General features: G+C 54.3%; 11 protein-coding genes. 6 read left to right on the top strand and 5 right to left on the bottom strand.

Annotated features, from left to right (window positions below; all coding sequences use genetic code 11):
• Positions 1–13: 13 nt before the first annotated feature.
• The gene (locus tag H6G13_RS01600) at positions 14–814 is read left to right on the top strand and encodes an HAD family hydrolase (RefSeq protein ID WP_190481402.1); all 801 of its coding nucleotides are present in this window, start codon (positions 14–16) and stop codon (positions 812–814) included.
• Here the strand turns inward: H6G13_RS01600 and H6G13_RS01595 are convergent.
• Together H6G13_RS01595 and H6G13_RS01590 are read right to left on the bottom strand one after the other, a co-directional pair.
• The gene (locus tag H6G13_RS01595) at positions 765–4,547 is read right to left on the bottom strand and encodes an EAL domain-containing protein (protein WP_190481401.1); all 3,783 of its coding nucleotides are present in this window, start codon (positions 4,545–4,547) and stop codon (positions 765–767) included. The two genes, H6G13_RS01600 and H6G13_RS01595, sit on opposite strands and share 50 nt — an antisense overlap.
• 228 nt (positions 4,548–4,775) lie before the next feature.
• Entirely contained in the window at positions 4,776–5,615 is an 840-nt protein-coding gene (locus tag H6G13_RS01590) for a retropepsin-like aspartic protease (RefSeq protein WP_242028058.1), read from the bottom strand.
• Between the two features lie 122 nt (positions 5,616–5,737).
• Between H6G13_RS01590 and carA the strand changes: the two genes are divergently transcribed.
• The 5 genes from carA (at position 5,738) to H6G13_RS01565 (ending at position 9,629) form a co-directional block, all read left to right on the top strand.
• The gene (gene carA, locus H6G13_RS01585; RefSeq protein WP_190481400.1) at positions 5,738–6,898 is read left to right on the top strand and encodes a glutamine-hydrolyzing carbamoyl-phosphate synthase small subunit; all 1,161 of its coding nucleotides are present in this window, start codon (positions 5,738–5,740) and stop codon (positions 6,896–6,898) included.
• A gap of 210 nt (positions 6,899–7,108) precedes the next feature.
• Positions 7,109–7,441, top strand: coding sequence for an STAS domain-containing protein (locus H6G13_RS01580; RefSeq protein ID WP_190481399.1), 333 nt, complete (start codon positions 7,109–7,111; stop codon positions 7,439–7,441).
• 125 nt (positions 7,442–7,566) lie between these two features.
• Positions 7,567–7,956, top strand: a complete 390-nt coding sequence (locus H6G13_RS01575; protein WP_199305681.1) for a ribonuclease III domain-containing protein — start codon at positions 7,567–7,569, stop codon at positions 7,954–7,956.
• Between the two features lie 252 nt (positions 7,957–8,208).
• A complete protein-coding gene (gene rlmB, locus H6G13_RS01570; RefSeq protein WP_190481397.1) occupies positions 8,209–9,282 on the top strand; it encodes a 23S rRNA (guanosine(2251)-2'-O)-methyltransferase RlmB in 1,074 nt (357 codons plus the stop codon).
• 59 nt (positions 9,283–9,341) lie between these two features.
• Positions 9,342–9,629, top strand: coding sequence for a DUF1816 domain-containing protein (locus H6G13_RS01565; protein WP_190481396.1), 288 nt, complete (start codon positions 9,342–9,344; stop codon positions 9,627–9,629).
• Between the two features lie 102 nt (positions 9,630–9,731).
• Here the strand turns inward: H6G13_RS01565 and H6G13_RS01560 are convergent, their stop codons facing one another.
• The 3 genes from H6G13_RS01560 to glgX form a co-directional block, all read right to left on the bottom strand.
• Entirely contained in the window at positions 9,732–10,538 is an 807-nt protein-coding gene (locus H6G13_RS01560; protein WP_190481395.1) for an alpha/beta hydrolase, read from the bottom strand.
• Between the two features lie 211 nt (positions 10,539–10,749).
• A complete protein-coding gene (gene msrB, locus H6G13_RS01555) occupies positions 10,750–11,151 on the bottom strand; it encodes a peptide-methionine (R)-S-oxide reductase MsrB (RefSeq protein WP_190481394.1) in 402 nt (133 codons plus the stop codon).
• A gap of 186 nt (positions 11,152–11,337) precedes the next feature.
• Positions 11,338–13,416, bottom strand: a complete 2,079-nt coding sequence (gene glgX, locus H6G13_RS01550; protein WP_190481393.1) for a glycogen debranching protein GlgX — start codon at positions 13,414–13,416, stop codon at positions 11,338–11,340.
• Between the last annotated feature and the right edge of the window lie 19 nt (positions 13,417–13,435).

Raw genomic sequence — 13,435 nt, 5'->3', positions numbered from 1 at the left:
CAATTGAGGACGTATGCCCGATTTTCATGTACTTTCTAGCCCATTTTTCGCAAAACGGCGATCTAGCTTCCGCCTAGTTGCCTCCGATATGGATGGCACATTGACTTGGCAGGGCGAATTCACCCCTGCTCTCATTCAGGCACTGCAGGACTTACAGACGGTTGGTATTGCTGTAGTCATTGTCACAGGTCGATCGGCAGGCTGGGTGAGCGGTCTAGTGCAGTACTTGCCGGTAGCAGGTGCGATCGCAGAAAACGGGGGCCTTTTCTTTCCCAAGTCTCACCTCGATCCCACCCTACTGGTTGATATTGCCGATCTCACTATCCACCGCCAGCAGCTAGCCCAGATGTTTGAAACTTTGCAGGCTCAGTGGCCGCATCTACAGCCGTCTGGCGATAACCGCTACCGCCTGACAGACTGGACTTTTGATATATCCGGGTTAACCCAGCCTGAGTTAGAGGAAATGGCGCAGATGTGCGATCGCGCTGGCTGGGGCTTTACCTTTAGCACTGTGCAGTGCCACATTAAGCTAGCCCACCAAAGCAAAGCGGCAGCCCTGCTTCAAGTGCTTACCCGCAACTTTCCCGGCATCACGCCAAACGAAGTTGTCACCGTTGGCGATAGCCCCAACGACGAAAGCCTGTTTGATCCCGCAGCCTTTCCCCATTCTGTCGGCGTTGCCAACATCAAGCACTACTGGCAAATCCTGCAGCACCAGCCCGTCTACGTCACTGACAACCCAGAATCCCAAGGATTTTTAGAACTTAGCCAGGCGCTGATGGAAGTTCGTTCTCGTCGCTTGAGAGAGGACTAAGAACAAGCGGCTGACCCACCCGGCCAACCAATTTACTGGCGGCCTCAGCGCTAACAGGTGGGCTAAAAAGATACCCCTGACCCAGCCTGCAGCCGATTGCATCTAGCTGCTCTAGCTGCTCCTGGGTTTCAATGCCTTCAGCGATGGTGCCAATCCCAAGCTGGTTGGCTAGGGCAATAATTGTTTCAGCAATGCCGAGATTTCTTTGGCTATCGCAGAGATTGCTCACAAAGGAACGATCAATTTTGAGATTGTTGACCGGCAGCCGATGAAGATAGCTAAGAGATGAAAAGCCAGTGCCAAAATCATCAATGCTGATTTGAATAGAAAGAGATCTCAGCTGCTCAAGCAAACAGCTGACGGCCTCAACATCCTGCATCAGCATACTTTCTGTAATCTCCAGTGCCAGGCAGTGACCAGGCAGCCCCGTGTCTCCCAAAACGTTTTCTACCAGGGAGAGCAAGTCCGCCTCCCGCAGCTGCTGGACTGATAAATTAACGCTCATCTTAAGAGTGGCCGCCTCAGGAAACTGGCTCTGCCAGCTGGCCATTTGGCGGCAGGCTTCATGCAAAATCCAGCTGCCAAGCGGTACGATCAGGCCGATTTCTTCAGCAATTGGAATAAATTCGGCAGGCGAGACTACGCCCTCCACCGACGGCTGCCACCGAACCAGCGCTTCAAACCCTAAGAGCTCCCCGGTTGAGAGATCAACGATAGGCTGGTAATGTAGCCTAAATTCCTGGTTTTCTAGGGCTCGCCGTAAATCGTTTTCCAGCTTGAGCTGCTTGAGCGCCTGAGTATGCATCTCTGGGTTGAAAATGGCATAGCAGGCTTTTCCCTTAGCTTTAGCGCAATACATGGCAATATCGGCATCTCGCAGCAGATCCAGATTGCACTCATAGTCAGGCGTTCCCATCATGATGCCGATGCTGGCATTGACCACGACTTCCTGCTTTTCTAAGGTTATAGGCGTATTTAGGCAGGTCAAGATTCGTTCAGCGATGCGAATAGCTTCCTGTAGGCCGCTCACTTCTTCTATTAGCAGCACAAACTCGTCACCGCCCACGCGAGCAGCCAGATCAATTGGGCGAATTGTCTTTTCTAGTTTGCGAGCGGTTAACCGCAGCAGCTGATCGCCCGCTAAGTGTCCAAGGCTGTCGTTGATCACCTTGAAGCGATCAAGATCAATAAATAAGATGGCAAAGTGGAAGTCGCTATGGCGTTTGGCCCGCTCTAGAGCTAGGGCTAGCCGTTCCAGCAACAGGCTACGATTTGACAAGCCGGTGAGCCCGTCGTGGGTGGCATCGTACTGAAGCTGCTGCTGAACTCGAATTTTATCGGTAACATCGCGAGAGCTGGTCTGAAAGTAAACAACCTCTCCTATCTCGTTACTAATGACCTTAATCAGGCTCTCCAGCCAAATGTATTGGCCATCTTTTCGGCGGGCCTGGTAAGTAATGGGCGATGGATTGCCCTGCCGCATCATGTGATGAACTTCGAGCTGAATGCGGCGGCGATCGTCTCGGTGCATGAGGGCGTAGGGGGTGCTGCCAATCAACTCCTCAGTTGCAAATCCCAGCAGGGCTTGACAGGACTGGCTGAGATACAGGAAATGCCCGGTTGGCCGATGCAGGCAGATTAAATCTCGGGTGTTTTCGGCCAGCAGGCGGAATCGGCCTTCACTTTCTTTGAGCGCTGCTTCTCCCCGCTGCCGCTCTAGCTCTGCTGCGGCCCGAATGGCAAAGACCTGCAGTAGGGCGGTATAGCGGTCGGGGCTATCGAGGGCCTTGCTGCTGACAATACAAAGCGTGCCAAGGACTTCGCCGACAACGTTGGTAATCGCAACGCCAAAATAGCCCTGCGCCTGGAGGCTGGTCAGGTATTCGTTGTCTGGAAACTGCTCTGCCACATTGTTGCTGAAGCAGTAAATGCCTTCATTCAAGATGACATGGCAGGGGGTATTGTCAGGCCGGTAGGTGATGTTGGGCTGGAACTGCCCTTGGGACCAAAAAGACAGAGTTCGTAGCTCTTCGCCAATTCGCTCGGCAATAAACACATGATCGACATCAAGCACCTCGGATAGGCGCTGAGCCAGGGTGGAGAAGAAGTCTTGGCCGGTGGTTGAGGCGGTACTTTCTATCAGCGTTTTGAGAATGGCTTCGGAGTATTTGCGCTCAGTAATGTCTCGCTTGATTACGGCATAGCGATAGACCTGACCAGCTTCATCCCGGATGGGAAAAGCGCGATCCCAAATCCAGCGAACGGAGCCATCAGGTAAAACCAGCCTATACTCTTCGTTTAGGAAGCCCTCTCCCCGATACTGGGCCTGCATTTTCAGCGTGACGCGTCCCTGGTCTTGGGGGTGGATCAGCCTGAGCCACGCCTGTGGGTCTTGAGCTGTTTCGCCAGTGGTGATTTCTTGGTGGAGCTTGGCATAGCCGGGGTTGAAGTAAATCACTTCACCTGTGTTGACCGCCTTAAGCAGCAGCGCATCTTGAATGTTGTCAACAATTTGGCGCAGCTGCTCCTCGCTGCGCTGTAGAGATTTGTCTTTGCGATCGCTCAGCTCAAGCTGTCTTTGCAGCTCGTGATTGGCCTGTTTTAGCGCCTGTTCCTGGCTAACTAGATTGGCCACCATCTGGTGCAGCGCTTGGGACAGCTGAGCGGTCTCGGTTTTGCCTGTCAACACAGGAATCGAAGCGGTGCGATTGCCCTGACGAATCTGATCGGCGGCAGTTGCGATTTTCAGTAGCGGGTTGGTGATGCGGGCCGCAACCAGCCAGCCCAGCAGGGCAAAGCCCCCGCCCAAAAAGAAGCCGCCCCCCAAAATTTGCCAATAAAGAGCCTGCGCAGGAGCAAAGGCCGTGTCGGTTTGCTCTCGCACTAAAATAATCCAGCCCAGCCCAGGGTAGCTGTCGTAGCCCTGGGACTGCACAAACCCGGTCAGGTAAGCTTTGCCATCGGGCCATTCCTCTACAACATAGCCACTTTGCTGGGACTGGGCCAAGCGCAAGCTGTCTAGAGATAGTTCCTGATCCTGCCAAGGGGCAGGCCCCAACAGCACTGTGCCGGTAGGCGAGAGGATAAATACCTCTTTGTTGCCGCCCACTTGCTCGACCAGAGAGGCTTCGACCGCTTCGACCCAGTTCCAACTTAGGTGTGCGCCCAAAACTCCTTGCCACTCGCCCTGGGCGTTGGTTACTGGGGTTGAAACATCGACAAAGCGAAGGGGCTCCCCATTAGGGTTGGGGGGCAGCAGCTTGGCCAGCAGCAGTGCTTCATGAACATCCCCGACAAAGGAGGCCTGCTGTGCGTTGATAAACCAGGGTCGCTCGGCTACGTTTTTGCCCTGTAAAATCCCCTGGGTGCTGGCCCGAACGATGCCCTGGGTATCCGCAAAGCCAATCCAGGAATAGCTGGGGTAGGTGGTTTGTAGGGTGTCTAGCAGGGCCTGCTGTTGGGCAACTGGGGTCTGCGAATTGCGGAATGGCTCTAGCCCGGCGATGATCTGAATTTCGCGGTAGCGCTCGAACATACTGACTTCTAGCTGGTCTGACATCTGGTCTGCCAGATGGTTCAGCTCCCTGCCAATGTCTTGTTCAATCCGGTTTTGGGCTAGAGTCCCTGCGGCTGCCCCTAGAACTAGGGCTGACAGGAAGATTGTTCCGCCGAACCCTAATCCCAACCTTACCCCAAGGCTCAGGTTCGCTAGGAATTTGTTGAATCGAGTCACTGAAGTATTTGTTACAGCAGAGAATGGTTTAAGTGTGCCCATTGGGCAGCTCAGCCGTCACGGGCGGAATCTGTAATCATGCTGTATTCGAGCAAACAGACGGTTCTGCATGCATGAACGGAGCCAGCCCAAAGGTTTGGGCCCTCTGGGTTAGCTTGGCTAAATTTTATTGGAGAGTAGCTGGAGCTATTGGAGATGCGATCGCACCTCACCTGCCGTTACTCAGCTCTACTCGTACAGGCCGATGCTGTTGCTGCCCAAGGAAATGCCGTACTTACCATAAAAATCTTGACCAAGCAGGCCTACATCGCCCCCAATAGCCACCAGTACGGCTTCCTTGCGCAGGCCGCCTGCCTCAATCGCGTCTACGTAGCCGATGGGAAGGGAGACCTGACTACCGTCGGCAATGGTGGCTATTGTCTCGCCAACAATGACCACGCCCAAGGCATTGGCCATCTCTGCCGTAATTAAGGTGCCGGTCGCCCCAGTATCAAAGAGCATAGAGAACTGTTGTTTGCCCTTCTGCCCGGAAAAAGTGACGGGAACCACCGGGGTGCCGCCTCGCCGTTCCACAATTGGAATTTGCGCGACCAAGCCGCTGCTGTCTTTAGCGGGAGTGGCGCTAGCGGCAGCTCGGGGCACTCCATTGACCCGTTGCTGGGCTGAGGCCAGATTTTGCTGATACTCTTTGATCTTGGTTTGCGCAGTGGCGTAGTTAGGATCGCTGGCAGGCACTTTCTGCATTAGGCTAAGGGCCTGCTCCCAGCGACTGGTGGCTAGCTTCCAATCATCTGGAGACTGGGCTGACTTGCCAATATTGACGGCGCTGGTGGCTCGGTTGACGCCCTCTCGAAAATAGCTCTGTGAAGGGGCAGCAGGAGCATCTGCAGCGGGGGCTGTAGAAACTTCAGTTGCAGCTGGCGCAGGTGCAGCGGGAGTAGGTGCGGGCGCAGCCGCTGCTGGGGTTGGCACAGTAGAGCTCTCTAGGGCTACTTTGCTACCGCAGCCGCTGGCGACGGTCAGGCTGCTAATCGCTACAATCATTGCTGTATATGAACGCCAGTGCATAGTTTTCCTGTGTTTATCTGCGTCCGATGACCTAGGCTACCCTAATCATGCCCCGAGGCTATAGGATAGTAGCGCTCGTGGAGCAGTTTCAAAATAGTTTCACCAATTCTTCAAGGTCGAGTATGGCGCTTTCGGAAGCTCAGCCAGCATTACTGGTATTAGCAGATGGTTCGATTTACCGGGGCTGGTCCTTTGGAGCAGCGGGAACGGTTATGGGAGAAGTGGTCTTCAATACAGGTATGACTGGCTACCAGGAAGTTATGACCGATCCCAGCTACTGCGGTCAAATTGTAGCGTTTACCTATCCTGAGTTAGGCAATACCGGAGTCAATCCAGAAGACGAAGAATCTGCTCGGCCTTCTATCAGAGGTGCGATCGCTCGTAACGTGTGCTCCCAACCCAGCAACTGGCGTGCTACTCAATCCCTGCCCGAATACCTGAAGCACCACAAGGTTCCCGGCATCTACGGCATTGATACCCGTGCGCTAACGCGCAAGCTGCGGACAGTCGGCGCGATGAACGGGGCCATTTCGACTGAAGTGCTCGACCCCGAGGAGCTACTGCGCCAACTTCAGGCTGCACCCAGTATGGAAGGCCTGAACCTGGTGCGTGAAGTGTCCACCCGTGAGGTCTATGAGTGGACCGAGGGCACCGATCCGAGTTGGGAGTTTGGCGCAGAGCCTAGAGACGACAGCAAACCTCTACTAACTGTTGTAGCGATTGATTTTGGCATTAAGCGCAATATTCTGCGGCGGCTGGTTAGCTACGGCTGTCGAGTCATTGTGGTACCTCTAGATACGTCGGTTGAGACCATCTTGAGCTACCAGCCTGACGGCATTTTTCTGTCTAATGGGCCAGGTGACCCGGCTGCGGTGGTCGAAGCCCCGCCTCTGGTACAGGCCCTACTGCAGCAGCAGCTCCCCACCTTCGGTATTTGCATGGGTCACCAAATTCTGGGTCTGTCTCTGGGCGCGTCTACCTTTAAGCTCAAGTTTGGCCACCGAGGGCTAAATCAACCCTGTGGCCTAAGCGAACGGATAGAAATCACCAGCCAAAACCACGGCTTTGCCCTAGATGCGGATTCGGTTCCGATCGAATCGGTAGCCATCACTCATCTGAACTTGAACGATCGCACCGTAGCCGGAATCCAGCACAAAAAGCTGCCGATTTTTTCAGTGCAGTACCACCCAGAGGCTAGCCCTGGCCCCCACGATGCCGACTACCTCTTCCAAAAATTTGTAGAGTCGATGCGGGACAGTCAGCCCAGCAGCGTTGTGGCTTAAGGAGGCACCTGGGCCAACCCTCGCCAGAATGATTCTGTAAAGGTCAGATTCTGTTAGAAGAGGGATACAGCGCTGAGGAGATGTGGAGAGATGTTATAAGCAGTTGCCAACCGCTTGAAGTTGGTATAATCCTGACCTATACTAAACCGTCCATTTGGAGCATTCTGTGAGGAGGTTCTTATAGCTGAGCCACTGACCCTGACTGTAAGCTTGCGAGGCACCCGAGATGTCAGGGCAAATTGTCAAATTTTCCGCCTCACGGGTCTTCTAGACGCGTTTTCAGAGCCGACCTTTCGGAAGGTGATGAACAAATTCGTTGAGGAAGGCCCTCGCAATATCATCCTTGACCTGTCTGCAATTGATTTTGTTGACAGCTCTGGTTTAGGTGCCCTCGTGCAGCTGGTGAAGAAGGCCAAAACCGAAGGCGGTTCTGTCCAGGTGGTCACCAATGCTCGCGTCACTCAAACGGTCAAGCTGGTACGATTGGAGCAGTTTCTCTCATTGCGGGATTCTGTGGATGATGCGATCGCAGCCGTTGAGTAGCCTCCTAAGGCGTCATTGCGATGTCTAAAGGAAGCAGCGATGCTTCCGAGGACGCTGAGAAGGTTGGCCTGAGCCTACAAGTGCTCGTTCGTTTGAGGGATATTTTGTTGGAACCCGGTTCTCCAATGTCCCTCTCGAATGGTCAAGTGCAGGCTCTGTCGCCGATTGCGCTAGCCTATATCGGAGATGCGGTCTATGAACTGTTTGTTCGGGGCTTTTTTCTAACCCCCCCTTGCCGAATTCAGGCATACCATCAGAAAGTTGTTAGTCAGGTGAGGGCTGAGCAGCAATCCCATCAACTGTCTAAGCTCACCCCCTATCTAACAGCGGATGAGCAAGACATTTTAAGAAAAGGGCGTAATGCGTCTCCTCGGGGGCCTCGGCGCATCGATCCCCAAATTTATCAGCAGGCCACCGGCTTCGAGGCCCTGATTGGGTATCTCTACCTCACCGATCCCCATCGTCTAACAGAGTTATTCAGCTATGTCGATCTGACATTGACAGATAGCCTGTAGTTGACCCTGTGCCTTGGGCGGCATGTTGCTTCTCCGGCTTTCTGTCCCCAACCTGTGGCCTTACGCTCTTCAATTTAGTCGGGTGAATTGTTAGAGTGGGTCAGTAGAGCCCATAGATAGAAACAGCCAACCAGGGACTGTTAAATCCTGGCTAACCCTATTTTCCCAGCCTCTATTTTCTAGCCTGTCGTCGGGCTGCGCACATTCGCAACCCGAACATCATCTTTTTCGGTCTTTTTTTGAGGGAGCTCCATGCCATCTCCGAAACCTACACCCCGCCCTAAGAAATCTGCTGATCGTCCTCAAAAAGGGCGGCCCTATCGGGGATCAGCTTCCTCTAGCGCTAAAGGCCCCTCTAAAGGTCCTTCTAAAGGCTCTGCTGGTCCCTCTAAAGGTCCCTCCAAAGGCCCTCGCAAAAGCCCGTCTTACCAAGGCAGGCCTGCTAAGCGCGTCATCAGAGCTCCTAAACCTGTCCTAGCGGCCCAGCCCACTGCTCCCGAGTCGGCTGCGCCTGCTTCTGCAGATGTTGTAGAAGAGTCCCCGGATCTGATCTATGGTCGCCATGCCGTCGAAGCCGCTATTACCAACCAGCGACCCCTCAACCGGGTTTGGATCAACGAGCGACTGCGCTATGATCCCCGATTTTTGACGCTCCTAGAGGCTGCCAAGGCAAATGGAGCCGTGATCGACGAAGTGGACGTGCGCCGCCTCAACCAAATCACAGAGGGTGCTAACCACCAAGGCATTGCCGCTCAAGCTTCTTCCTACGACTACAAAGATTTGGAAGATTTAATTGAGCAGGCCAAAGCTAGAAAAGACATTAGGATTCCGGTGCTCGTGGCAGCGGATAGCATTACTGATCCCCATAATCTAGGGGCGATTATTCGCACAGCCGAAGCACTAGGGGGTCAGGGGATCATCATTCCGCAGCGGCGAGCAGCAGGCATCACATCGACTGTATCTAAGGTCGCAGCCGGAGCGCTAGAAACGCTCCCCGTCGCGCGCGTGGTTAACCTAAAGCGAGCTTTAGAAGCCCTCAAAAATGCTGGCTTTTGGATTTATGGGCTGTCTTCAGAGGCCAGTCAGCCCCTGCACAATGTGGCCTTTGATCGGCCTACGGTGCTGGTTGTGGGAGCTGAAGGAGACGGCCTCAGCCTGACTGTACAGCAATCCTGTGATGAGCTAATATCGATTCCGTTGCGGGGTGCAACTCCTAGCCTGAATGCATCCGTTGCTACAGGCATGGCGCTGTATGAGGTTTATCGTCAGCAGTGGGTAAATCAACTTCAGATCACCTCTTTGCAAAACAAAAGTAAAGAAGTATAACAATACTGAGAAGCGCAGGAAGTTTTTTCTGAGTCAGCACAGGTAGATAGGCAGAAGCTATGAGCAACCCCCTTAGTCGTTTACTCGATAACCTGTTCGGTTTTGGCAAAGCCTGGTGGATTGAGATCAAAACTGAGTCCCCCAACTGCACCTATTTTTTCGGCCCTTTCAACGAGAAGGCTGAGGCTCAAACTGCTCAAGCTGGCTATATCGAAGATCTCGAGCAGGAAGGTGCCCAGCGAATTAGAATCGACATCCGGCGCTGTGCCCGACCGGAAGAGTTAACCATTGACAACAGTGAGGACTATCGAAGGGGGTTCTCCCCTGCTTTTTCTGGTCAATCTTAACCCAGCCCTCTTAAAATCCTGGCTTCGTACTGTGCTGCCACTGCGAGTAGTTAGAGACGTCACTAATGACGTCTCTAACTGCTGCTTGGGGTCTGTCGCTGCTTAAGCAAAGGTCTGGCCTAACCAATGGTCAATGTCACCGAGAACCCGATCGGGTATTTCCCAGGGGAATAGGTGGGCAACATTGGTGTACTCGTGGCTCTGGCAATTTTGAAAATGCTGAGCCGTCTCCCGACTGGATTCGGGTGTGATGTGGCGATCGCATTCGCCCCAGAGCATTAGTGAGGGGGTTGGCAACTGTGCGATCGCATCTAGACGGTTGTAGCGCTGCTGTAGAGCCTGGTTGAGCGCCCGGTGAGCATGGGGTGACGTTTGCAGATAGGCTGGCAGTGCGTCTGACGCTAGCCGCTGATAGGCAGCTGGGGTGTGCTGCTGAATCAGGTGGCGGTAAAGGGAGCGCTTGCCAAAGGTTTCAATTACCCAGTTCTGGCCGGGCTGCACTCGGTTTAAGATCGAGGCAACTCCGGTGTACAGGTTGTCCTGCCAGGAAATAGGTGGATGGTTGCCCCAGGGTCGAGCTGCCGTTGCTACCAAGATTAGCCCCTTAACCCGCTCTGGCTGGCGCAGCGCCAACTCCATTGCCAAAATGCCTCCTAATGACCAACCTAGAACTAGGCACTCAGCAATGCCCTCTTCATCAAGCAGCTGGGTTAGATCGTTTAAGTGATCGGTCATGGCAAAGGCTTCATGGGCACGGCTCTGTCCATAGCCGCGCAGATCAGGGGCCAGCGTGCAGTAGCGGCGAGACAGGTGATCGGTAAAAACCGTCATGCTCTGGGCAGAACCCGGATGGCCGTGGAGACAAAGAATAGGAAACCCCTGCCCCTGAACTTTTACGTGGAGACGCATGCAACGAAATCCTATAGAGGGTGATACCCGTTCTCTTGCTCAAAACTACAGACACTGCACTAGGCACAGGCCCTGTACCCCTACCAGGGATCATCTGCAGCTAGATAGGGGAAATCGGTATGAGGGTGGCGAGGACACTCCTCAACAAGCGCCCTCGCCCAAGTTTTGAGCAGATTTGGTTGGAATGGCTCGTTCTGGCAAACGTTTCAGTCTAACTGTCTTGCTTCTCAAAGGTTAGAGATGCTGAGTTCATGCAGTAGCGCTTGCCGGTAGGGGCTGGGCCATCATTAAAGACGTGGCCTAGGTGGGCATCGCAAGCGGCACAGAGTGCTTCGGTACGAACCATGAAATGGCTGAAATCAGTTTTGACGGCCACATTTTCAGGATTTTTGGGAGCCCAGAAGCTGGGCCAGCCGGTGCCCGAGTCGAACTTGGTGTCGGAGCTAAACAGCTCGGTACCGCAGCAGACGCACTTGTAGGTGCCCTTGGCCTTATTGTCGTGGAGTTCTCCAGTAAAGGCGCGTTCTGTGCCCTTTTTGCGGGTGACCTGGTACTGCTCTGGGGTCAGCTGCTGCTGCCACTCTGCCTCAGTTTTTTGAATCTTCTCAACCATATCGAATCCTGTTGGAACTTGAAGTTGTGTGGGGTGCTCACCCCTGCTAAAAATAGCAAAGGCAATTCCTACTCTTAACGTAACGTAATGTCGGTACGAGTACGGGCGGAAATTCCAGGGGGTTAGCCGAACTGGGCCATTTAAGAACCGGCCCCACGATTTGTTGTACCCGTAAGCTTGTTGTACCTATAAACGCTTCTTTTGAGCCATCAGCACTACCGAAGAGCGAGCCCCAACTGGATAGGCAGTCCCGTCGAACATGGGGGCATGCTCTAAGTCACAGAAGTCTCGGGGGCTAGCTACTGCCGTGTCAACAATGCGATACCAGCGCTGGTTAGGCTCTAGGTCAGGCAGTTCGAAGATCAGTGGCTCCCAGTAAGCGTTGAGCATAATGTGCAGCTCCTCATTAGCCGCTGGATGGCGCAGGGTGAAGGCCAGACTATGGGAATTTTCCGACCAATCTGGCTGCTTGAGCTGAGTGCCATGCCAAACCACGTGGGGTCTGTGATCCCAAATGTCGGTAACGGTTAACACCCGCTCTACCTGAAGCGTTTTCAATTTCTGAGTCAGCCTAATCAGCCCCTGGGTAAAGCGCAGCAGATTAGCCTCTTTTTCAACAGCATCCCAGTTGAACCAGCTCAATTCATTGTCCTGGCAGTAGGCGTTGTTGTTGCCGAGCTGGGTGTGACGCACCTCATCGCCCATCAGCAGCATCGGTGTGCCTTGGGAGAAAAATACCAGGGTCAGGAGATTCTTGATTTGCCGTAGCCGCAGCTTTTCAATTTCGGGGTTGTCGGTTGGCCCTTCGTAGCCGCAGTTCCAGCTATGGTTGTCGTTAGTGCCGTCGCGGCAGTGCTCTCCGTTGGCCTCGTTGTGCTTGCGGTTGTAGGAAACCAGATCGTTTAGAGTAAAGCCGTCGTGGCAGGTGACAAAGTGAATGCTGCGGTCTGGCTCTCGGTCAGGAGAAGGGTAGATGTCGGGGCTGCCCAAAATGCGATCGGCTAGTTCTGGAACCGCTCCCCTGTCGCCTTTGACAAACCGCCGCACGTGGTCCCGGTAAGGGCCGTTCCATTCGGCAAAGCGATCGCCAATAAAACTGCCTACCTGGTACAGTCCGGCAGCATCCCAGGCTTCGGCAATCATCTTGGTGCCCGCTAAAATCGGGTCTGACTCGATGCTCCAGAGAATCGGGGGATCATCGACGGGATGGCCATACATATCTCGCGCCAGCACCGAGGCTAGGTCAAAACGGAAGCCATCTACGTGCATCTCCGAGACCCAGTAGCGCAGGCTGTCGATAATCATTCGGCCTACTACCGCATGATTGGCTTTGACGCTATTACCGCAGCCGCTGAAGTTGGCGTAGTAGGCCGGATTTTTGGCGTCCAGAATGTAGTAGGTGTGGTTGTCTAACCCTCTAAAGGACAGGGTTGGCCCTTCATGGTTGCCTTCGGCAGTGTGGTTAAACACCACGTCTAGGATGACTTCGATGCCTGCTTTGTGCAGGGCTTTGACCATATCCCGAAACTCATCGACGGGCCCTAGGGGGTCTTGGCGGGAGCTGTAGGCTCGGTGGGGTGCAAAAAAGGCCAGGGTGCTGTAGCCCCAGTAGTTTTCCAGGCCGGGGCGAGCATCTTGGCGGTCGAACTGGTGAATCGGCAGCAGCTCGACGGCGGTGATACCGAGGGCTTGGAGGTAGGGAATTTTCTCGATCACACCAGCATATGTACCTCGGGTATGGTCGGGCAGACCGGAGTTGGGGTGGCGAGTAAAGCCCCCGACATGCATTTCGTAGATAATGCTGGAGGCGAAGGGCAGGCGCAGCGGTCGGTCGCCTTCCCAGTCGTAGGTGCGGTTGTCGACGACAACACTCCGGAGGGCCTGAGGGCTGTTGTCTTGCGCGTAGGCGATGGCGGCTTCGCGGTCGTAGAGGGCTTCGCCTGCGATCGCACGGGCATAGGGGTCAAATAAAACCTTGGTCGGGTCAAACCGATATCCCTGATCGGGAGCATAGGGGCCGTGGGCACGATAGGCGTAAACCTGGCCTGCCTTAAGCCCTGGCACTAGCGCATGCCAGTACTGAAAGGTTCGATTCCAGCGCGGGTCGAGGGAAATGGTGCGGGCCGGATAGGGATCTTCGGGGCCGTCAAACAGCAGCAGGTCCATGCCCGTTGCATGCTTGGAATAGATACAGAAATTTACGCCAATCGCGTAGACAGTCGCACCCAGCGGATAGCTCTGCCCTGGCAGTACCTTCAAAGTCATCAGTCTCTCTGGGATCGGT

This window comes from Pseudanabaena sp. FACHB-2040 (genome assembly GCF_014696715.1).
Lineage (GTDB): Bacteria > Cyanobacteriota > Cyanobacteriia > Phormidesmidales > Phormidesmidaceae > JACVSF01.
Note: the sequence above shows the minus strand (reverse complement) of the source record. Positions and strands in the feature narration are given on the sequence as shown.